This window comes from Sharpea porci (assembly GCF_009695655.1).
Lineage (GTDB): Bacteria > Bacillota_I > Bacilli_A > Erysipelotrichales > Coprobacillaceae > Sharpea > Sharpea porci.
Map to the genome: position 1 here is coordinate 19,026 of NZ_VUNM01000025.1, position 21,762 is coordinate 40,787.

Genomic DNA, 21,762 nt, shown 5'->3' on the forward strand with positions numbered 1-21,762 from the left:
ACCTACTTTCCGATACAGAAACGGGCAAAGAGCTCATCTAGTAAATCTTCTTTCGCCTGTTCTCCTAAGATTTCTTTGAGTTTTTCCCATGAATCATAGAGATCTGTCACAACTAAATCTGGTGGTACTTGTTGGTTCATGGCCGTAATCGCACGGTTGAGGGCTTGTGATGCTTGTTCTAAGAGAAGTAACTGACGCTGATTGGCTAACACTTTGGCATCACTTCCTGATAATGCTGAGAAGTCAAAGGTATGCTTGATATAATCTGTTAAGGCATCAATGTTGTTGTCTTTGGCGGAGATATGAATACCTTCTAAATCTACAACACAGCCTTTATCGGCTTTGTTGATGATGATTATACGGTTGGTATCCTGTGTTTTCTCAAGAATGAGCTGGTCTTCTTGATCTAATGGCTGACTTCCATCAACAACAACCAAGACTAAATCAGCTTGATCAATCAGGGAGAGAGATTTCTCTACACCCATTCTTTCAATCTTTTCATCTGTTTCATGAATACCTGCTGTATCAATCATGTTGAGAACGATGTTATCTAAGCGTATTGATCCTTCAACTACATCTCTTGTCGTACCGGCAATATCTGTGACAATGGCTTTATCTTCTTCCAGTAAGGCATTTAATAATGAACTCTTGCCAACATTAGGTTTACCAACTATTACTGTTGATATACCATCTTTGACAAGACGGATATTCTTACTTTTCGCAATAATATGATCCATCTTGCTTCTAAGTGTTGTACTCATTGGGATGAGTTTTTCATTTGTCATGACTTCGATATCTTCATATTCAGGATAATCGATATTGACTTCAATATTGGTAATAATCTGAATGAGGTCTTCTTTCAAGTCTTTGATGAAATGCGAAATGTTACCTTGTATGCCACGTAAAGCAAGCTTGCTGGCTTCATCGTTGGTAGCTGTGACCATATCGGCGATAGCTTCAGCCTGGGATAAGTCAATCCGGCCATTTAAGAAAGCACGCTTTGAGAATTCGCCATGTTCAGCCATTCGTGCGCCTTTTCTTAAGATGAGGGAGAGTACTTTATTGGTGATGAAAACACCCCCATGGCAATCAATCTCAACCATTTCTTCACCTGTAAATGTATGTGTTCCACGATAGATGGCAACCATCACTTCATCAACTTTTTCATCACCATCCATAATATAACCATAGTTGATGGTATTGGATTTCTTGTTTGTCAGATTGCCTGAGAAGAAGGACTGTACAAAGGCAATACAGTCTTTTCCTGAGACACGTATAATGGAAATAGCTGCTTCTAAACGACTTGTCGCTACAGCAGCAATAATATCATCATTCATGAATAGACCTCCTTAAATATATCATTGAAAGTATCAGTGCTAAGGCAAAAGTAAATGCCCCTAAGATAAATGGATTCATCACATTAATCGAATAAATCATCCCGGCAATATAAGCCCCCAAAATCATCCCAAGAGACTTTGTCGCTTGATAGAAGCCTAGGACCTGATTACGGGTCTTTTTTTCTGCCTGATTAGTGATCAGTGTTTGAGTAAGTGGGATCATGATGGCATAGAAGCCATAGAAAATCATAATGGCGATAATGAAGTGAAGAGGGGACTTCATGACTAATGAAGCACTCACACTGACCATGCCCAAGAAAAGTATCACAATATTACTCTTTCGAATATCTGTCTTCTTCATCAAATAAATACAAATAGTCATATTAAATAATAATGAAACAAGACCAACCGTCCCTTTTATCATACCATTATAACGACTTGTAAACTGAAATACATCTTTGAGATAATAATTAAATGACTGATCAACAGCTGTATAACCTAAGAATATCAATGTAGAAAGAGTAAAGAGTAAAGCTAAAGACTTCGTCATAAAGAGACGACCATCAATAAAGGCCTTAAAGGGATTAGAAGCTTTCAGTACTTCTGGTAATGTCATATCATGTTCTTCTAAATCCTCATCCAAGACAAAATAAACAAGAATACCTGTTGATATCAACTGAATCACTTGAATGATGAAAGAAAGATAGACACTCACTTCACCAAGCATGCCTCCGACAAAATAGCCAATAGCCCCAGCTACTGTCTGTATTGTCGCATTCATTGTCAAATAACTTCCTCGTTCTTCTTCATGCGACATGTTGGCAATATATGTCAAAGCCCCAACAAAGAATGCCCCACAGGACAACCCAGCGACAACTCTCGCAATACCGATAAAGAAAGGTATACGACCAAAGCCAAAGAAAGCCTGCGCAATCCCATAACCAATCCCACCAATAGCCATTGCACTCTTGGAATTGATAAGGCCTGTGATCTTTCCCCAGAAAGGAGAAGAGATAAACATGCCTACTGACATCAAGGCAAAAGAAATGCCAAACATACTGGCAGGAAAATGCAACATCTTAAAAAGAGTAGGAGTTACTGGATGGGCATAGTTAGCTGCCAAATTAAATAATATCATACATAGAAAAAAAGGTATTTTCTTCTTCATAAACATCTCCTTTATGCCATTATAGCGAGAGAGCTATTTTGAGGCAAAAGAAAAACCTCTTGAATAAGAGGTTTAGTCTTCGACATAGTAAATCGTAATGAAACGATCTTTACCTTCGCCCTGTGATTCTGTTCTTAAGTGATCCATCTGGGCAATTGTTGAATGAAGGACTTTTCTTTCATCAGCAGGCATTGGGTCAAGCTTGACATCAACATGTGTACGCTGTACTTGTTTGCCAAGGCGCTTGCCTAAAGCTGCAACTTTCTTGAAACGTTCTTCTTTATAGCCATTGATATCAACAGAGATTTCTAATCTTTCACCAAATTCTGTCTGTACGGCATGCTTTGTGACAAAGTTCAATGTTCTTAAAATCACACCGCCCTTACCAATAAGAATAGAGTTGTTGTCAGTATCGATATTGCAGTAATAACGCTGATCCTGGAAGAATGTCGCAGTTTCTACAGTAAAGCCCATATCTTCAAGAATACGTCTAATATAACCACTCATATATTCTTCAACCATCTGGTTATCGAAGCATTCAATGACTGTTTTCTTTGAGAAAAGACCTTTCTTTTCTTCAATCACTTTATAATGTAATTCCTCTAAAGTGATGCCTAAATCTAAACAAGCTAAATCAACAGCTTCTTCTTCTGTTTTTGCTTCAAAAGTTTTTTTCATATCTACGCCACCTTATCTCACAACATTCTTTTCTTTAGCAGCCTGTTCTTTTTCGATGTAATGAATCTGAATATAGATTGTTCTTAGAACAGTGATAATATTTGTCGTAATCCAGTAGAATGACATTGCTGTAGGCATGACTAAACCAAAGTAGATAATCATAACAGTCATGACAATATTCATAGACTTCATAGAATTCTGTGTACTTGATGGTTTATAGTTCTTGTTTCTCTTGAGCATGATGTTGTTGATTTCAATAGCACCAAACTGAGAAAGCCCCATGATAGCTACAAGAATTACATAAATGAAATGTCCTTTAGTAATCTGTGACATAGGTGTTAAACCTAAGTTCATACCAAATACTGTTGTTGAGTAAAGAATTTGTACTCTCTGGACTGCCTGCCACATCGCAAACATAATTGGTAAAGTAATAAATGTGATGAATGAACCAAACATGGAAACATTATTCTTTTTATAAAGTGCCATAATTTCATTCTGCATACGTAACTGACTTGTCTGATCATTCATACCACGATACTTATTCTGAATCTTTTCCATTTCTGGCTGAATAAGCTGCATCTTCTGTGTTGATACAGTTGATTTAATCATGATTGGTAAGATAATCAAGTTAATGAGAATTGTCATTAAAATGACACCCCATAATACATTACCTGTTAACGAATTAATAAATAGAATTCCCTTCGCAATAGGGATTACAAGTAAGAAATCAAAAAATCCAGCATTAATAGACCACTTAGTACTCTCTGTAATTGCTCTATCAGCAATTAGTTTACCTGACTTATCAAGATTGTTGGCACAACCCGCAAGAACAACCATAAAAGCGATCATCGCAAAGACTTTGAGATATTTCTTAGTACGATTGTCTAATACCATCTTATTTACCCATCCTTTTCTTTGTTTTCTCATATAGAGAAAGCAGGGACTGCTTATTTGTCGCATAATCTTGTGTTAAATAATGCTGTCGTACAATAATGACATAATCACAAGCTAATTCATGATCAAATGCTTCATGAACCATCATTCTTACCTGACGTTTAATCTTATTGCGAACAACCGCATGCCCAAGCTTCTTACTGACAGAAATGCCAGCTCTTAAATGACTCTCATTCTTCATGTAATAGAGAACAAAATCTTTATTGGCAACACTTTGGCGTTGATGAATGATTTTCGTAAAATCTTCGTTTTTCTTAACTCTATATGCCTTTTTCATACTTTTTTTTAGAAAAAAAAGCCACATTAAAGTGGACTCTTTTTAAACAGTTAAAGCTTTTCTTCCTCTTTTTCTTCTTCTTGCAATAACTTTTCTGCCACCAACAGTAGCCATTCTTGCTCTAAAGCCATGAGTCTTAGCTCTTTTTCTTTTATTTGGCTGATATGTTCTTTTCATTTTATTCACTCCTTTAGATTGCTTTTTTCATTGCTTTATACTTCGTTAACATATGCTCCATCATTATATTCAAGAATTATTTATTCGTCAACCTCAAATCCCTAAAAATCCCCATCCTATGCACTTATTCACCGCTTAATCACAACTTACGCACATATGCATAAAGTTATTCACACCTGTGAATAACGTCTTTTCCCATCCTTATTATATATAGAGAGGTGTGCATAAGGGTGTGAATAAGAAAGTTATCCACAATTTTTAAAAGTTATGCACAGTGACTAATGATCTTATGCACATTGGGGATTTAGGCACAATTTGTGAATAAGTAGGAAAATGTTGATATATATACGTCTCAATTGTGCATAAGTATGTGGATAAGTTGTGAATAACTTTTTTATTCTTCTATTTTATTCACAATTCCTCTATAATAGGTGGGAAAGGTAAGGTGCATTATGACTACGTTAGAATCGAATTGGGAGAAAACCCTCAATATCTTTGGTCATAACTTTGAAGATAAGGTCATTTTTGAATCTATCATCACCTTATTAAAGGCTCAGGAAGTTAATAGTCATGAGCTTATTGCGACAATAGAAGCTGAATTTAATGTCCCCATCGTTAGTGAGTATGCTGATGAACTAGAAAAGATCTACAATGAAATCACCGACAGCCATATTAAGCTTACAATCATGAGTGAAGAGGCTTATTTAAAACAACATGCTTCGGACAATACACCGGTACATTTTGAAGATCATTTAAGACCAGATTTCACCTTTACAAACTTCGTTGTAGGGAACTCTAACCGTATTGCCCAGAATGCCTCTCTTGCAGTAGCAATGAAACCAGGTGCGGCTTATAGTCCTTTGTTTATTTATTCTAATAGTGGACTTGGTAAAACCCACTTACTTAATGCGATTGGGAATTATATTAAAGAAAAAAAGCCCCATTTACAGGTGCTTTATTCAACTTCTGAACAATTTGTGAATGACTATATTTCATCCTTATCAAATCATACAATCAATGATTTCAATTTTAGATATCGTAATGTTGATGTCTTATTGATTGATGACATTCAGTTTATTGCGACAAAAGAATCAAGTAGTGAGATGTTCTTTAATATCTTTAATGCGTTACAAAATGATAATAAACAGATCGTCATATCATCTGATAAACCGCCAAAAGATCTTAAAGGCATGGAAAATCGTCTTGTTTCACGTTTCACCAATGGTTTAACTGTCTCCATTGATACGCCTGAATTTGAAACAGCTAAAGCTATTTTACGAAAAAAGATTGAAATAGAAAAAGTGGACTATCCAATTGATGAAGAAGTCCTTGATTTTATTGCGTCACATTTCAATCGAGATGTTCGTGAACTAGAAGGCAGCTTAAAGCGTTTATTCTTCTATAAAGTCGTTACTGGTCAAGAATATGACCATATTAATATGGAATGTGCGCTTGAAGCATTCAAAGAAGACTATCATACAACAGTCAATACGTCTAAAAATGAAGAACTGAGTGTTGATAAGATAAAGAAAGTGGTTGCCGAGTACTATAATTTATCCGTACAACAGATTAATTCTAAATCGCGTACATCCAATCTCATTGTGGCAAGACATATTGCCATGTATTTAGTAAGAAATCTTATCGAAAGTATTTCTTATATTCAGATTGGGAAGGAATTTGGTGGTCGTGATCACTCAACTGTTATGAAAGCCTGCGATAAGGTGGAAAAGAATATGAAAAAAGATCCTAATTACCGTAAAGCGGTAGAGGAAATTAAGAGTAAACTTGTTTAAAACTGTGAATAACTATTTAAGTTATGCACCGTTATTCACCACTTATTCACACCCTAAATCACAGCATTTCTTCTCTATTTATCATGATATTTTGAGTTATTCACATAATTCACAGGCTATTATTATGATTATTAAAGATATAGAGAAATAAATAAAAAAAGAAAAAAGGAGATTTGAAATGAAATTTAATATCAAGCGAACAGTTTTACTGAATGCTTTATCAAGAGTATCTCGATCTGTCTCATTAAAGAGTCCACTTCCAGTACTCACAGGTATCAAATTTGATTTAAAGACTGATGGTCTTATATTAACTGGTAGTGATAGTGATATTTCGATACAAACGAAAGTCACTGAAGATATTGAGATTATTGAAACAGGTTCTGTTGTTTTATCGTCTAAATATATTTTGGAAATTGTCCGTAAGATTGCTAGTGACACAATTAGCTTTGAAATTTTAGATGGTGCTTTAACACGTATTGATGGTGGGAGTTCTCAATTTAATTTAAATGGCACACCTGCATTTGATTATCCAAGAATTGATTTCTCTAAAAAAGGTACACTGATTACTATTGATTCAGAAATCTTAAAGAGATTAATCGAAGAAACTTCTTTTGCGACAAGTGAAAATGAAATTAGACCAGCCTTAACAGGTGTCAATTTCCATGCTGCTAATAATCAGCTTACATGTATCGCTACAGACTCTTATCGTTTAGCCCAGGCTACAAGTCCAATCCCTGATGACAATACTTTCAATATCATTATTCCAAAGAAATCTCTTGTTGAAATATCACGTATTATTGAAAAAGATGAACCTATTGATATCTATGTTGAAGACAAGAAAATCTTATTTATTATTGATGAATATATGATTATTTCTCGTTTAATAGATAGTTCATACCCAGATACATCACGTCTTATTTCTGATTATTATGAATTTGAATTGACTGTTTCATCACATACATTATTAGGTGCGATTGACAGAACAACACTTCTTTCTAATGAAGACAAGAATCTTGTAACACTGACGATGGATCCAGATCATGTCACTATGACATCAAATAGCCAGGAAGTTGGTTCTGTCGAAGAAGATTTACCTAAGGCATTCTATAAAGGTGAACCTCTCAGTATCTCTTTCTCTGGTAAATATCTCGCTGATGCTATTAGAGCTATTAACTCTGATAAAGTCAAACTTGAGTTCTCTGCCCCAATGCGTCCATTTATTGTCAAGGACTTAGAGAGCGATGACAACATTCAATTAGTATTGCCTGTACGTAATTAAGATGAGCTTATATATTTAACTATTTTGACGGAAATACCTGAGATGGTATCATCCGTCTTTTTCGTATTGATTAACATTAACATTAATATCCAACATCTATATCTATTAAATGGGATATGTTTTCAAATTATATTCACTTACTAGAAGATAAAAAATTCATTTGATTAATTTAGTATTGTCTGATAGGGAACTTCTTTCAGTTAAATACAAATATTAAGTCGAAGAATTGATGCTATAAATGATCTATTATCACTCAGGAAATATAAATCATTCGATATTAATGACAGTTCCTTATCAGTTTTTTATATCACTTATAAAATGAAAATATTATAAAGAATAAGATGCATGCGCGATATCCCCAAAATAAATCACAATATTTGTAAGCGCTTTATGTTTTACTTGTGCTATATACTTTTTTTTTGTATTCTTTAAGTAAATAGGGAAAGGTACAATTTTTAGAAAGGACTTATATAATATGAAATTAAAAAAGAAAATTGCAATAATCTTTAGTGTTGCATTCTTATTATGCTTACCTGCATCAGTGCTTGCGAAGGATTATCACTATAGTGATGGTTTTATTTCAATAGATATGGGTGACACTAATTATTCAAGCGGTAGATCTACGTATTATACTGCGTATGCCTGCAAATCGAGAATGTCACACTCAAAAATTACGACAAAAAGGCACTCACTAACGAGAAGTGGCTATCAGAATAGTTATGCGAAACTTGAAGAAGTAGAGAGAGACGATAAACATCAGCATACTTATTGGAATGATAACTAAACTCACAACCATTAAGACAACAACTATCATCTTAATGGCCTGTGTCCTTTCCTTCTTCATCATTGACTTTGCTGCCCGCGACATGAATGGTGATTTTAGGGACCAATTAGATTCTCATTTTAAGGATTCCTTGGAGATTTCCTTTGATTACCGTACAAAGAATGATGAACGAAAAGCTATTCTAGAGTATTATGCAAAGAAGTATCATTTCTCCTTCTATTGTTATGAATATCATTCAGAGAATGATTCCAATTTCTATTTTATCTATGATCCCTCAAATCGTATTACTTTAAAGAAATATGATATTGGTGGTTACTTTAATCGACACTATATACATGATGTCAAAGCTATAAATGAAAACCAATATTATTTAACTAACTATAATATTCTTTTTGATGGTGATAAGTCAGCTATCGAAGATGCTTTCTCTAGCATGAAAGATATTAGAATAAAAGAGGAATACAATCAACATAATCATCATGTTAAGGGTAATTCTACATTTATCTTTCTTCTACAGACCGTTTCAACATATATCACCATATTACTCATAGTTTATCTTATAGTTGAGTTGGCAATCTATGAAAAGCAATGCAAAGAATATGCTTTAAAAAAGATGCATGGCATAAGTGTCTTGACCATCTTGAAAAAGACATATATAAATGATTTTCTAGCTGTTTCACTTCTTTATTGGCTTACAAATCTGATATTTGTTTTTGGGTTAGGATATAAAGGGAATGATTATAGCTATATATTAAAGATGAGTGCTAAGATCTATGGACTCCTACTTATACCATTTATCCTGATAGATGTCTTAGAAAGTGTAGGTGTACGTTTCCTTAGCATCAAGGATGCTTTAAAAAATAGAGTGAATGTTGTGGTATATGATGCAGTTTCTATTGCTTTCAAATTTGTGACAGTCTTCTTCTTGACATTCCAGCTTGTTTCTTTGACAAGTCATGCTTATGACTTATATAAGCAGACAAGAGAACTCAATAAGATAGCCCAGAAGACAAAATATATGATGAGAATTTATGGTATGGATGTACGCTATGATCTTTCTAACGATGAGACGGTTAAAGTTATGAACAAATTTGATCAGCTTGTACAAGATAATGGCGGTATCTATATTGATGCCAGTAATTATTATACAAAAGATGGTGGAAATCCTTATGGCCCATTAAGTTATTTTAAAAAGGCTATTATTGTCAATGAGAATGCAGTATCTTTTTTCCATATCAAGGATGTTAAAGGAAAAGATATTATCATTGATAAAGTTAAACAAAGATATCTTCATCCAATACTCCTTGTTCCTGAAGATTTGAAGGATGATCCTAAGGTTCAATCTTACATAAAGGATTCTGATTTGAAATATGAAGTTATTACTATTCAATCCAATCAAAAGATTTATTCATTTAGACCTGAACTGGCTAATAGGAATGATGGATGGATTATTAATTCAATTATGATCATTGATGGAAGTTCACTTAATGATGCATTGATTCCGATCAAAGACAAAGATATTGAAATGGGTTTTAAGAACTTACTTAATGCGTATGATATAGATGATAAGTTATTGCTGAAAATGAGACCTGCTGATTATTTCAATGAACATATGAAGTGGCTTAAAGAAGAGGCTATGCGTTATCTTGTTATTTCTATATTCTCATTATTATTAGCAGCAATCGTGATTTATCAAAGTATTGTCATCTATTTCAAGAGAAATATGAAACGTATTTTGATACTGAAAGTGAATGGGAATTCCTTTGTGGAACGTTATGATATGTATTTCATTACTGATTTATCACTGTACATGATTATGGGAATACTTTCAGTGATTTTGGGAAGACCTCATAATGTTTTGGCTTTATTTGTCATTTATCTGCTCAATATCATATTTTTAACAGCTACATTAAGGCATGTTGAATCAAGTAAGATCATTGCCTTTCTTAAAGGAGATGATAGATGATGCGTATTGAACTTAGACATATTCATAAATCTTTTGGGAGTAAAGTGCTTTTTGATGACTTTTCTTATGTCTTTGAAGAAGGAAAAATCTATGCTGTTACGGGTGATAGTGGTACGGGGAAGACAACACTACTGAATATGATTGGTTTCTTAGAAAAAGTTGATCGTGGAGAAATCATTATTGATGGTAATAACCACTGGTCTAGTAAAAAAATCAGAGAACTCTATAAACATAAACTCAGTTTCCTTTTTCAAAATTATGCTCTTATTGATAACTATACGGTAGAAAAGAATCTTCAACTTATCTTAGATAAGAATGATGATAAGAGAATTGATGATCTTCTGAATCTTCTACATATTAAAGATTTAAAGAAACAACGTATCTATACACTTTCAGGTGGACAGCAACAGCGTGTTGCTCTTGCAAGAGCCTTACTGCATAATACAGATATCATGCTTTGTGATGAACCAACAGGTAACTTAGACGAACATAATAGGGATATTATCATCACTATTCTTAAAGAATGGATGAATGAAAACAAAATCATTATCATGGTGACACATGATCTTGAACTTGCTAAGCAATGTGATATCCAAATTGATCTCAATACTTTTTTTCAAGTTTAGAAGCAAGAAGAAATAACGTTTCTCTTGCTTTTTTGTCATCTTTTTCGCATAAAATAAAAATAATGTATGTAGATATCAGAAACATAAACATATCATGATATAGTATATGTATGGAAAATAAATATAGACATACAGACACAACGGTATCTTTGATCAACTACCATTTTGTCTTTTGTCCAAGATACATGCGTAAAATTTTTCTGATATCAAATGTAGAAAGACGCTTTAGGGAACTGGTCAAAATAAAATGTAAGGAGTTGGAAATTGAAATCATTGCAATCGAATGTGATAAGGACCACTCTCATATGTTCTTGAATTGTCCTCCAGCATTAAGTCCTTCAGGCATTATGCAGCGAAGCAATTAAAAAGTATGCAGAAAGTCAGAAGAAGAGATACTAGAAAAAGAGAATATCATATCAGAAAGCGAGGTGAACATCATGGCAAGCTTTATTGTTGAATTTCCATTGATAACGGAAAAATATCAGGAAGATATTTTAAATAAGCGTTTTGAGACTGGAAGAAAGATCTATAATTCCTTAGTCAATGTAACACAGAAGCGTTATAAGGAAATGATTAAAACCAAGAGATATCGCACTCTTCTGTCTTCATTGTCTGAGAGTGAAAAGTCAGATAAAGAAATCTGGAAACAGATAAACGATATGCGAAAGCAATATAGCATGTCAGAATATTCATTTCACAAAGATGTGAAGCAGATGCAAAGACATTTTAAGGATAATATTGATTCGTTTACTGCACAGAAGATTGCAACAGCATTATGGAAATCCTATGACAGGTTATTCCATGGAAACGGCAGGAAAGTTTATTATAAGAAATATGGTGAATTAAATTCACTTGAAGGAAAATCCAACAAGACAGGAATCAGAATAATTAATGATACTCTTGTCTGGAATGGGTTAAAAATCCCAGTTTCAATTGATTATGACAATCATTATGAATGTCAGGCTATGCAATGTGATATCTGTTATAACAGGATTGTCAGGAAATATGTAAGAAACAAATATAAATTCTATGTTCAGGTAGTCTTTAAAGGAAATCCACCTGTCAAGGTGGATGCTGAAACTGGTGAAATGAAACATCGCATTGGCGATGGTGATGTTGGTCTGGATATTGGAACCAGAACCATTGCCATTTCAAGCCAGTCTGATGTAAGAATATTAGAACTTGCTGACAGGGTCCAGAACATTGAAAACCAGAAACAGAAACTTCTGAGAAGAATGGACAGGTCAAGACGTGCAACTAATCCAGATAATTATAATGAAGATGGAACCGTTAAGAAGCAAGGCGATAAGAAAGTCAGATGGAACAAATCAAATCACTATATCAGATATCAAAACGAATTAAGAGAACTATATAGAAAGCAGGCAGATATAAGAAAGTATCAGCATGAATGCCTGGCAAACTATATCATATCTCTTGGAAACAAAGTATATGTCGAAAAAATGAATTTTGCAGGACTTCAGAAGCGTGCTAAAAATACTGAAAAGAATGATAAAGGCAAGTTTAAGCGAAAGAAACGTTTCGGTAAGTCATTAGCCAATAAAGCGCCAAGTATGCTGCTGACTATTATAAATAGGAAATTAGGATATTTTGGCGAGAAATTAACAGAAATAAACACTTCTGAAGCAAAGGCAAGCCAGTTCAATCACTTTGATGGAACATATACAAAGAAGACACTGTCACAGAGATGGAATGATCTTAATGGAATCAAGATACAAAGAGACATGTATTCCGCTTTCCTGATAATGAATATAAGTGATGATCTGAAAAGCTTTGATATTGATAAATGTAATGGAAGATTTGAAAACTTCTATAGACTCCATAATCTGGAAGTAGACAGACTAACTGGCAGGAAGAATCTAAGCAGTATCGCAATTTAAAAAGAGAATATATAAACAGGTTTTGACACGAGCCTTATGCTATCGCTAATGGATGCAGTGGCATCTTTGGTAGTGAAAGTCTTATAGAAACTCATTAGTCTCATATGCTTTCGAGCATATCTGGAAGTGAATGTATATAAGAACCCAACGTGCTTTAGCCGTTGGAGTGTCAGACAAATTATTACTTGATAATGATGTTGTTGTGCTATGTGAATATGGACAATATGATGCACAGAATGAAGCTGATTTTACTGCTTTAAAAAAGGTAAACATAAACATCAATAGCTATGATCTTTTCATGTCAAAAATTGTCCAAGGAACAGCGGATGGTGGTATTGCACCCGTGACAGTAATCACGAGAAAGTCATTGAACAATCATATCGATGATAATTTCACCTATAGCACAACTTTTTGGTACTCTTCATTTAAAGAATGATCACTATCCTGAAATAATTGCCTTACATACCGCTCCACCTTTAGCTATGTTGAAGAATGAATGGCAAAATGATTTACAATTGATCAGTGATAAATTGATCAATAAGTATCCCGATGCGATTATTCTTGGCGACTTCAATGCAACTTTGCGTCATGGTAGTTTAAGTACCATTAAGACACATAAAGATGTCCTCAATGCTTTACCCTTCTGGAAGAGGGGAACTTGGCATACTCAGATGCCTTGGTTTATTCGCTCATCCATTGATCACATACTTGTCCCTAGAGACTATAAAATAAAAAGTGTTGCGGTGATGGATTTAGGAGAGTCTGATCATACATGCATTCAGGTTAATCTTATATAGAAATGTCCCCTTCACTAAGTTATTAAGGTGGGGGCATTTTTATTTTTATTTCTTAAGAATATAGGTTCATGGTAGAATAATTGAGAAGAGTGAGGTGATTATATTGAATACATTTTCCATTGCCTTATGTGATGATGATCCAGTCATTCATAGAATAGTTCTACAAAATATCGAGTCTTTCTATAAAAGTAAAAAATATATCAGTGAATATACAAAGTTATTATCATGCTATGAATATACTAAATGATGCTAAAAATCATTAAGTTGTTCTTATGGATATTGATTTTCCTGATATTGATGGCATTGAGGTTGCAAAAAGATTAAAGATTATTCATCCGAATAGTAAAGTTGAACGCTTCAAAGATGGATATCTATAAAAATAGGAGAAGGTAGTTTTTTTTGGTCAGTAACTATTTCTAATGCGACATTGAATACTTCTATGTTGAAGACTTCTAAAACTGATAAGAAAAACCATGGCTTTGGGCTGAAACATGTCAAAGAAATAGTGAAATAGTATGATGGAAATTTTAATTATGAGTTACTACAAAATTGTTTTATTGCCAATATCACATTAAGAAAGTGATATATCTTTGTTGAATAGATATTAGATAGCATAAAACGCTTAAATTTCTTGTTTAAGCGTTTTTTGGTTAAAGTAATGGTAGAATATGGTTTTTATGGAATGCTTTTTCTGTACTAAAATTCGCATATTTGTGCTATAATAGGCAAGTATGAGAAAGGACAGTGTAGTTTCATGAAAGATTTAGAAATATCAACTGAATATATTACTCTAGGACAAGCGATGAAACTTTCTGGTGCTGCTTCTTCTGGCTTTGAGGCGAAGGTGCTCATTCAAGAAGGTGATGTCACTGTAAATGGTGAAGTAGATACACGTCGTGGTAAGAAGCTCTATGATGGTGATATATTTGGTTATGACGGTGAAACGTATCGTATTACATGCAAGTCAATGAACTGAAACTGAAACATTTCAGAAACTATGACCAAGAAACATTTGTCTTTGATCCCCATATCAATATCTTAATGGGCAATAACGCCCAGGGGAAGACAAATGTTTTAGAAGCTATCTACCTCCTTTCTACAACAAGAAGCTTTCGTACACATAAAATCAAAGAATTGATTCAATTTGAACAAGAATTTGGTTTTGTAGAAGGGCAGATTGAAAGCAATAAACATGACTATGACATGCGTGTTGTCGTAAGTAAACAGGGCAAGAAAGCTTTTATTAATCGTAAGGATATTGCGAGAACGAGTGATTATATTGGTTATTTGAATGCGATACTCTTTGTGCCTGAGGACTTATCTTTGGTCAAAGGAAGTCCAAGCGCAAGAAGACAGCTCTTAGATCAGGAGATTTCTAAAATATCTCCCATCTATATGTATAACATCACAAAGTATTACAAACTTCTTAAAGAACGTAATGCCTACTTAAAGATGCTCAAAGAACAACATAAAGAACCTGATCTCTATCTTGATGTTTTATCAGAACAGCTCGCTGATTTATCAGCTGACTTAATCACGCGGAGAATGGATTTTGTAGGTGTTTTAAATGAGATGAGTGGGATGATGTATGACTATCTATCAGCTGATGAAAAGCTTACTGTGGGATATCATACAAGCTATAAAGAGAAAACAAGAGAAGCTATTCTTGCGAAATATCAAAAGACATACAAAAGAGATATCATCTATATGTCAACCGTAGATGGTTTACATAAGGATGATTTAAAATTCAAATTAAATGACAATGATGCTGCACTCTATGCTTCACAAGGACAACAGCGTTCGATTGTCTTAGCCATCAAGACAGCTTTACTTGAAATCGTTAAGAAGGAGATCGGCGAATATCCCATACTCTTACTTGATGATGTCTTAAGTGAACTTGATGATCAACGTAAAATGAAGATGATGAATTTAATTGATCATAAGGTTCAAACATTCATCACTACAACATCAATAGAAGGCATTCAACATCCCTCTATTGTTTCAGCAAAAAAAATAAAAATTAGTCATGGAATTAAGGAGGACATATAATGGACGAAGATACTAAAGTGCATCATTCCTATGGGGATAGTGATATTCAGGTTCTTGAAGGTCTTGAACCAGTACGTAAAAGACCAGGTATGTATATTGGTACAACTTCTGGCAGGGGACTTCATCATCTTGTCTGGGAAATTGTCGATAACTCAATCGATGAAGCCTTAGCTGGTTTCTGTACAAAGATTATCGTTAAAATCAAACCTGGTGACGTTATTGAAGTTATTGATAATGGTCGTGGTATGCCTACAGGGACAAATGCGAAAACAGGCAAGAGTACTATTGAAACAATCTTTACTGTCCTACATGCCGGCGGTAAGTTTGGTGAAGGTGGCTATAAGGTTTCTGGTGGTCTACATGGTGTCGGTGCTTCGGTCGTTAATGCTCTCTCTAGCTGGCTTGAAGTCTATGTCCATCGTGATGGACATATTTATCACCAGCGCTTTGAGAACGGTGGTAAGCCGGTTAAGGATCTTGAGGTTGTAGGTACATGTGATGACACAGGTACAACTGTTGTCTTTAAGCCTGATCCTACTATTTTCACTGAAACAACAGTTTATGATTTTGAAACATTAAATCAGCGTATTAGAGAATTGGCTTTTCTTAATAAAGGATTACGTCTTGTATTAATTGATGAACGTGGTGATAAGCCAAGAGAAAATGATTATATGTATGAGGGTGGTATTAGAGAATATGTTGCCTACCTCAATAAGAATAAAACAGCTTTACATGAAGAAATTATTGATTGTGAAGACTCGATTGATGGTATTTCTGTAGAAGTAGCTTTGCAGTATAATGATGGCTTTACAAGTAATATTTATTCTTTTGCGAATAATATTCATACTGTTGAAGGTGGTATGCATGAAGAAGGTTTCCGTGCTGCCTTAACACGTGTCATCAACAACTATGCAAGAAACAATGGTTTCTTGAAAGAGAAGGATGAAAATTTATCTGGTGAAGACTGTCGTGAAGGTTTAACAGCGATTATCTCAGTTAAGCATCCTGATCCACAGTTTGAAGGCCAGACAAAGACAAAACTTGGTAATGCCGAAGTACGTAAGATAACTCGTACTATTGTCTCAGATGCCCTCGAAAAATTCTTCCTAGAGAACCCTGATACAGCACGTATTATCATGGATAAGGTTACTCTTGCTTCTAAAGCAAGAATGGCTGCTAAGCGTGCTCGTGAAATGACAAGAAGAAAGACAGCTCTTGATATTGCTGATCTTCCAGGTAAACTTGCAGATTGTTCTTCGAAAGATCCAACTGAATGTGAGATCTATATTGTCGAAGGGGACTCTGCCGGCGGTAGTGCGAAAACCGGTAGAGATCGTCGTACACAGGCTATTCTTCCTTTAAGAGGTAAGATTTTGAATGTTGAAAAAGCACGTCTTGAAAGAATTCTTGGAAATGCTGAAATTCGTAGTATGATTACAGCTTTTGGTACGGGTATTGGTGATGAATTTGATATTAGTAAGTTGAGATATCATAAGATTGTCATTATGACCGATGCCGATGTTGATGGTGGTCATATTAGAATCTTAATGTTGACATTCTTATATCGTTATTTAAGACCACTTATTGAACAAGGCTATGTCTATGCTGCTCAACCACCACTTTACTTATTGAAACATGGTAAAGATGATCATTATCTCTATTCAGATTATGAATTGGATAAATTAAGAGAAGAGCTTGGACCTGATGCGAAATTTACAATTCAGAGATATAAAGGTCTAGGTGAAATGGATGCTGAACAGTTATGGGAAACAACCATGTCACCTGAAAATAGAGTTCTTAATCGTATCAATATTGATGATGCGATGGAAGCAGATCTCTTGTTTGATATGTTGATGGGGGAAAAGGTTGAACCTCGTCGTGATTTCATTAGAGAGAATGCGAAATATGTAGAAAATCTTGATATTTAAGGAAGGAGTATGAAATGGACGATCAACACAATATTGAAGAAAAAGGCGTTCGTAATATTAATCTTACGAGCGAAATGCGTAAGTCTTTCCTTGAATACGCAATGTCAGTTATTATCTCACGTGCTCTTCCTGATGCAAGAGACGGGTTAAAGCCAGTTCAAAGACGTATTATTTATGGTATGAATGAATTAGGCTGTTATAGTGATAAACCATTTAAGAAGTCGGCAAGAATTGTCGGGGATGTTATGGGTAAATATCACCCTCATGGTGATAGTTCCATCTATGAAGCCTTAGTTCGTATGGCCCAGGATTTCTCTTATCGTTACATGCTTGTCGATGGTCATGGTAACTTTGGTTCCATCGATGGAGATGGCGCAGCCGCCATGCGTTATACGGAATCACGTATGAGTAAGATTTGTATGGAAATGGTAAGAGACATCAACAAAGATACAATCGACTTTGTCCCTAACTATGATGGTGAAGAAAAGGAACCATCTGTACTACCTTCAAGAATACCAAACTTACTCATTAATGGTACAACAGGTATTGCCGTAGGTATGGCAACAAACATGGCTCCCCATAACTTAGGTGAAGTTGTTGATGGCTTATTGGCTTATTCCAAGAATAGAGACATGTCAGTAACGGAACTGATGGAATATATCAAAGGTCCTGATTTCCCAACTGGTGCCTATATTCTAGGTAAATCAGCTATTAAGAAAGCTTTTGAAACAGGTCAAGGTCTCATTGTCATGCGTGCAAGATCTGAAATAGAAGATATTGGTTCGAATAAGAAAGCTATTATCGTTACTGAAATTCCATATATGGTCAATAAGGCAAGACTTATTGAAAAGATTGCTGAACATGTCAAGAATAAGAATATTGATGGTATTACGGAATTACGTGATGAATCAAGTAGAGAAGGTATTCGTATTGTCATTGAATTACGTCGTGATGTACAGCCTGAAGTTATTCTTAACCAACTCTACAAACTCACTTCTTTACAGACTACATTTGGTGTCAATAACACAGCTATTGTCAATGATGAACCTAAAACACTCACATTGAAAGATATGTTGGATATCTATTTGAATCACCAGGAAGATGTTATTCGTAGAAGAACAGCCTTTGACTTAAAGAAGGCTGAAGACAGAGCACATATCTTAGAAGGCTTAAAACGTGCCATTGATAATATTGATGCCATTATTGCCTTAATCCGCTCTTCACGTACAACAGAAATCATCCAACAAAGATTAATGGATGAATTCAATATGTCTGATCGCCAGGCTAAAGCTATTCGTGAAATGCAGTTACAGCGTCTCGCTGGTTTGGAAAGAGAAAAGATTGAAAATGAATTAAAGGCATTATTGGAACTGATTGCGGACTTAAAGGATATTCTTGCGAATGAAGAACGTGTTCTTGAAATTATTCGTGATGAATTAACTGAGATTAAGAATAAGTATGGTGATGAACGTCGTACTGAAATCATTCAAGGAACATTTGATATCGAAGATGAAGATCTTATTCCTGAAGAAGACGTTATTATTTCGATGACGACAAATGGCTATGTCAAGAGAATGCCAGTTGATACTTATAAAGCCCAGAATAGGGGTGGCAAGGGTGTCAAAGGTATGGCTACAAACAATGATGATGTCGTTAAAGACATTATCAATATGTCTACTCATGATGACTTACTAGTCTTTACAAACTTTGGTAAGGTTTATCGTATGAAGGGATATAATATTCCTGAATTCGGACGTACTGCCAAAGGTCTACCTATTGTCAACCTTCTCAACATGGACAAAAATGAAAGCGTCAAGACAATGATCTCCATCCATCGTGATAATGTATCTGACGAACATTTCTTATTCTTTGTCACAAAGAATGGTATTGTCAAACGTACAAAGATCAGTGAATTCGAAAATATTCGTACATCGGGTAAGATTGCGATTAGCCTAAGAGATGATGATGAACTTGTTGATGTCAAATTAACAGATGGTCATTCCGAAATTCTCTTAGCAGCATCTAACGGTAAAGCCATTCGCTTTGATGAGAATGATGTCCGTGAAATGGGCAGAACAGCCAGTGGTGTACGTGGTATGAATGTTGATGGAGCCCATATTGTTGGGGTGACAACATCCCTTGAAGGCAGCAAAGTGCTTGTCGTGACGGAATATGGTTATGGCAAGATTTCACCTGCTGATGAATATCGTCTTGCACATCGTGGTGGTAAGGGTGTTAAGACACTTAATGTCACAAGTAAGAATGGTGACCTTGTTGCGATTAAGGCCGTAGAAGGTGATGAAGACCTCATGATTATGACAAGTGAAGGTATTGTCATCAGATTACCTATGGAACAGGTCAAAGAAGCTGGTCGTGCAACACAGGGTGTACGCCTTATTCGTGTTAATGATGGTTCAGTTGTCTCTTCTATCTCCGTTGTCGATAAAACAGAGGAATCTGAAGAAACAGCACAAACAAATGAAACAGAAGAGAGTCAGGAATAATATTCCTGGCTTTTCTCTTACATTGAAACCTGTCTTTTTTTTTAGATATGATTGTTGTATAATCATCATGTATATAGTCAAAGGAGATTATCATGATTGATATTGCAAGATTAAGAGAAGATCCTGAATCTGTCAGAGAGAATATTCGTAAAAAGTTCCAGGATCATAAATTACCATTAGTAGATGAAGCATTAAAGCTTGATCAAGCGAAAAGAGCATCAGAAACAGAAGGTTCTGAATTAAGAGCAGAAAAGAATAAGATTTCTAAATCAATTGGTCAGTTGATGAGAGAAGGCAAGAAGGAAGAAGCTGAAGCTGCGAAAGCAAGAGTAAAGGAAATTAATGAAAAGCTTCCTGAATTAGAAGCAACACAAAAAGAAACAACACAGAAACTTCTTGAAGTGATGTATCAGATTCCTAATTTCATTGATCCATCAGTCCCAATTGGCAAAGATGATTCAGAGAATGTAGAAGTTGAAAGATTTGGTGAACCTGTTGTTCCTCCATATGAAATTCCTCATCATGCCGATATTATTCATAGAGTCAATGGTATGGATAAAGAATCTGCAGGTCGTACTTCAGGTGAAGGTTTCTATTATCTAATTGGTGATATTGCCCGTTTACATGAAGCGATGATTGCTTATGCAAGAGACTACATGATTGATAAAGGCTTTACTTATTGTGTACCACCATTCATGATTAGAAGTAATGTCGTTAATGGAGTTATGTCTTTTGAAGAAATGGATGCCATGATGTATAAGATTGAAGGGGAAGACCTTTATTTAATTGGTACATCAGAACATTCTATGATTGGTCGTTTCCAGGGACAAATTGTTGAATCGGATAAACTTCCAATTAGAATGACATCATATTCACCATGTTTCCGTAAGGAAGGTGGCTCACATGGTCTTGAAGAAAGAGGTCTCTATCGTGTTCACCAGTTTGAAAAGGAAGAAATGATTGTTCTTTGTGAACCAGAAAATTCTATGGAAGAATATGAAAAGATGTGGCGTTATACTGTTGATGTCTTTAGAAATATGGATGTTCCAGTAAGACAGTTAGAATGTTGTTCTGGTGATTTAGCTGACTTAAAAGTTAAGTCATGTGATGTCGAAGCATGGTCACCACGCCAGAAAAAGTATTTCGAAGTAGGTTCATGTTCTACCCTTGGTGATGCGCAGGCAAGAAGACTTGGTATTCGTGCTAAGAACGAAAAGGGCACATACTACTTACATACATTAAATAACACAGTTGTTGCTTCTCCTAGAGGCATGATTGCAGTTATTGAAAACAATTATAATGAAGATGGTTCAATCAATATTCCTAAAGTATTACAGCCTTATATGGGTGGTAAGACAAAGATTGTTACTCAGGATTAATTAAAAAGAAGATTCGCTTGAATCTTCTTTTTTAGAGCTTATTTTGAGCCTTCATTAACATTAGTGGGTAATATTCCAGCTTCAATGAATGAATTTATATAACTTTATATAGAAAAACCACTAAATATCATTTATCGTTAAGTCGACCAAAACCACGAGAGGATGATA

The 21,762-nt window shown here is 34.9% G+C and carries 19 protein-coding genes and 1 pseudogene; 14 read left to right on the forward strand and 6 right to left on the reverse strand.

The annotated features are described in order from the left end of the window. Window positions 1-2: 2 nt before the first annotated feature. The 6 genes from mnmE to rpmH all read right to left on the reverse strand — a co-directional run bounded on the left by mnmE (window position 3) and on the right by rpmH (window position 4,591). A complete protein-coding gene (mnmE, locus tag FYJ79_RS09615) occupies window positions 3-1,337 on the reverse strand; it encodes a tRNA uridine-5-carboxymethylaminomethyl(34) synthesis GTPase MnmE (RefSeq protein ID WP_154517487.1) in 1,335 nt (444 codons plus the stop codon). Beyond that, window positions 1,330-2,505 carry an MFS transporter gene (locus FYJ79_RS09620; RefSeq protein WP_154517489.1) on the reverse strand — a complete coding sequence of 392 codons (1,176 nt, stop codon included), beginning with the start codon at window positions 2,503-2,505 and terminating at the stop codon, window positions 1,330-1,332. The genes mnmE and FYJ79_RS09620 overlap by 8 nt, the downstream gene beginning before the upstream one ends. A gap of 72 nt (window positions 2,506-2,577) precedes the next feature. Beyond that, window positions 2,578-3,183, reverse strand: coding sequence for a Jag family protein (locus tag FYJ79_RS09625; RefSeq protein WP_154517491.1), 606 nt, complete (start codon window positions 3,181-3,183; stop codon window positions 2,578-2,580). A 12-nt stretch (window positions 3,184-3,195) separates the two neighbouring features. Continuing rightward, entirely contained in the window at window positions 3,196-4,077 is an 882-nt protein-coding gene (locus FYJ79_RS09630) for a YidC/Oxa1 family membrane protein insertase (RefSeq protein WP_154517535.1), read from the reverse strand. A gap of 1 nt (window position 4,078) precedes the next feature. Beyond that, entirely contained in the window at window positions 4,079-4,414 is a 336-nt protein-coding gene (gene rnpA / locus FYJ79_RS09635) for a ribonuclease P protein component (RefSeq protein ID WP_033161941.1), read from the reverse strand. Window positions 4,415-4,456: 42 nt separating this feature from the next. After that, window positions 4,457-4,591: a 50S ribosomal protein L34 gene (gene rpmH / locus FYJ79_RS09640; protein WP_033161883.1), complete on the reverse strand. Its 135-nt coding sequence runs from the start codon at window positions 4,589-4,591 to the stop codon at window positions 4,457-4,459. 452 nt (window positions 4,592-5,043) lie between these two features. Here rpmH and dnaA point away from each other — a divergent pair, with 452 nt between their 5' ends. From dnaA to serS, 14 genes and pseudogenes are all read left to right on the forward strand, one after another. Further along, window positions 5,044-6,384: a chromosomal replication initiator protein DnaA gene (gene dnaA / locus FYJ79_RS09645; protein ID WP_154517494.1), complete on the forward strand. Its 1,341-nt coding sequence runs from the start codon at window positions 5,044-5,046 to the stop codon at window positions 6,382-6,384. A gap of 178 nt (window positions 6,385-6,562) precedes the next feature. Then, window positions 6,563-7,663: a DNA polymerase III subunit beta gene (dnaN, locus tag FYJ79_RS09650; RefSeq protein WP_154517497.1), complete on the forward strand. Its 1,101-nt coding sequence runs from the start codon at window positions 6,563-6,565 to the stop codon at window positions 7,661-7,663. Window positions 7,664-8,138: 475 nt separating this feature from the next. Further along, window positions 8,139-8,447: a hypothetical protein gene (locus FYJ79_RS09655; RefSeq protein WP_154517500.1), complete on the forward strand. Its 309-nt coding sequence runs from the start codon at window positions 8,139-8,141 to the stop codon at window positions 8,445-8,447. Continuing rightward, the gene (locus FYJ79_RS09660) at window positions 8,437-10,413 is read left to right on the forward strand and encodes a DUF1430 domain-containing protein (RefSeq protein WP_154517503.1); all 1,977 of its coding nucleotides are present in this window, start codon (window positions 8,437-8,439) and stop codon (window positions 10,411-10,413) included. The genes FYJ79_RS09655 and FYJ79_RS09660 overlap by 11 nt, the downstream gene beginning before the upstream one ends. Beyond that, the gene (locus FYJ79_RS09665; protein WP_154517506.1) at window positions 10,410-11,039 is read left to right on the forward strand and encodes an ATP-binding cassette domain-containing protein; all 630 of its coding nucleotides are present in this window, start codon (window positions 10,410-10,412) and stop codon (window positions 11,037-11,039) included. Before FYJ79_RS09660 ends, FYJ79_RS09665 begins: the two co-directional genes overlap by 4 nt. Before the next feature lie 110 nt (window positions 11,040-11,149). Further along, window positions 11,150-11,395: pseudogene (tnpA, locus tag FYJ79_RS09670) on the forward strand (IS200/IS605 family transposase); the annotation flags it as partial. A gap of 81 nt (window positions 11,396-11,476) precedes the next feature. Then, window positions 11,477-12,937: a transposase gene (locus FYJ79_RS09675; RefSeq protein WP_154517510.1), complete on the forward strand. Its 1,461-nt coding sequence runs from the start codon at window positions 11,477-11,479 to the stop codon at window positions 12,935-12,937. A gap of 383 nt (window positions 12,938-13,320) precedes the next feature. Beyond that, window positions 13,321-13,734: an endonuclease/exonuclease/phosphatase family protein gene (locus FYJ79_RS09685; protein WP_195837065.1), complete on the forward strand. Its 414-nt coding sequence runs from the start codon at window positions 13,321-13,323 to the stop codon at window positions 13,732-13,734. Window positions 13,735-14,107: 373 nt separating this feature from the next. Beyond that, window positions 14,108-14,248 carry a GHKL domain-containing protein gene (locus tag FYJ79_RS12845; protein ID WP_407695595.1) on the forward strand — a complete coding sequence of 47 codons (141 nt, stop codon included), beginning with the start codon at window positions 14,108-14,110 and terminating at the stop codon, window positions 14,246-14,248. 240 nt (window positions 14,249-14,488) lie between these two features. Next, window positions 14,489-14,710: an RNA-binding S4 domain-containing protein gene (locus FYJ79_RS09695; RefSeq protein ID WP_154517519.1), complete on the forward strand. Its 222-nt coding sequence runs from the start codon at window positions 14,489-14,491 to the stop codon at window positions 14,708-14,710. After that, complete coding sequence (gene recF, locus FYJ79_RS09700) at window positions 14,692-15,783, forward strand: DNA replication/repair protein RecF (protein WP_154517522.1); 1,092 nt, start codon at window positions 14,692-14,694, stop codon at window positions 15,781-15,783. The genes FYJ79_RS09695 and recF overlap by 19 nt, the downstream gene beginning before the upstream one ends. After that, window positions 15,783-17,711 carry a DNA topoisomerase (ATP-hydrolyzing) subunit B gene (gene gyrB / locus FYJ79_RS09705; RefSeq protein ID WP_154517526.1) on the forward strand — a complete coding sequence of 643 codons (1,929 nt, stop codon included), beginning with the start codon at window positions 15,783-15,785 and terminating at the stop codon, window positions 17,709-17,711. Before recF ends, gyrB begins: the two co-directional genes overlap by 1 nt. Window positions 17,712-17,725: 14 nt before the next feature. After that, the gene (gene gyrA / locus FYJ79_RS09710) at window positions 17,726-20,215 is read left to right on the forward strand and encodes a DNA gyrase subunit A (RefSeq protein WP_154517529.1); all 2,490 of its coding nucleotides are present in this window, start codon (window positions 17,726-17,728) and stop codon (window positions 20,213-20,215) included. 92 nt (window positions 20,216-20,307) lie between these two features. Beyond that, window positions 20,308-21,594: a serine--tRNA ligase gene (gene serS, locus FYJ79_RS09715; protein WP_154517532.1), complete on the forward strand. Its 1,287-nt coding sequence runs from the start codon at window positions 20,308-20,310 to the stop codon at window positions 21,592-21,594. Window positions 21,595-21,762: the final 168 nt, after the last annotated feature.

Bases quoted from the DNA above. Each gene is read 5' to 3' on its own strand.
- mnmE (WP_154517487.1), bottom strand. From the start codon at position 1,337: ATGAATGATGATATTATTGCTGCTGTAGCGACAAGTCGTTTAGAAGCA.
- FYJ79_RS09620 (WP_154517489.1), bottom strand. From the start codon at position 2,505: ATGAAGAAGAAAATACCTTTTTTTCTATGTATGATATTATTTAATTTG.
- FYJ79_RS09625 (WP_154517491.1), bottom strand. From the start codon at position 3,183: ATGAAAAAAACTTTTGAAGCAAAAACAGAAGAAGAAGCTGTTGATTTA.
- FYJ79_RS09630 (WP_154517535.1), bottom strand. From the start codon at position 4,077: ATGGTATTAGACAATCGTACTAAGAAATATCTCAAAGTCTTTGCGATG.
- rnpA (WP_033161941.1), bottom strand. From the start codon at position 4,414: ATGAAAAAGGCATATAGAGTTAAGAAAAACGAAGATTTTACGAAAATC.
- rpmH (WP_033161883.1), bottom strand. From the start codon at position 4,591: ATGAAAAGAACATATCAGCCAAATAAAAGAAAAAGAGCTAAGACTCAT.
- dnaA (WP_154517494.1), top strand. From the start codon at position 5,044: ATGACTACGTTAGAATCGAATTGGGAGAAAACCCTCAATATCTTTGGT.
- dnaN (WP_154517497.1), top strand. From the start codon at position 6,563: ATGAAATTTAATATCAAGCGAACAGTTTTACTGAATGCTTTATCAAGA.
- FYJ79_RS09655 (WP_154517500.1), top strand. From the start codon at position 8,139: ATGAAATTAAAAAAGAAAATTGCAATAATCTTTAGTGTTGCATTCTTA.
- FYJ79_RS09660 (WP_154517503.1), top strand. From the start codon at position 8,437: ATGATAACTAAACTCACAACCATTAAGACAACAACTATCATCTTAATG.
- FYJ79_RS09665 (WP_154517506.1), top strand. From the start codon at position 10,410: ATGATGCGTATTGAACTTAGACATATTCATAAATCTTTTGGGAGTAAA.
- FYJ79_RS09675 (WP_154517510.1), top strand. From the start codon at position 11,477: ATGGCAAGCTTTATTGTTGAATTTCCATTGATAACGGAAAAATATCAG.
- FYJ79_RS09685 (WP_195837065.1), top strand. From the start codon at position 13,321: ATGATAATTTCACCTATAGCACAACTTTTTGGTACTCTTCATTTAAAG.
- FYJ79_RS09695 (WP_154517519.1), top strand. From the start codon at position 14,489: ATGAAAGATTTAGAAATATCAACTGAATATATTACTCTAGGACAAGCG.
- recF (WP_154517522.1), top strand. From the start codon at position 14,692: ATGCAAGTCAATGAACTGAAACTGAAACATTTCAGAAACTATGACCAA.
- gyrB (WP_154517526.1), top strand. From the start codon at position 15,783: ATGGACGAAGATACTAAAGTGCATCATTCCTATGGGGATAGTGATATT.
- gyrA (WP_154517529.1), top strand. From the start codon at position 17,726: ATGGACGATCAACACAATATTGAAGAAAAAGGCGTTCGTAATATTAAT.
- serS (WP_154517532.1), top strand. From the start codon at position 20,308: ATGATTGATATTGCAAGATTAAGAGAAGATCCTGAATCTGTCAGAGAG.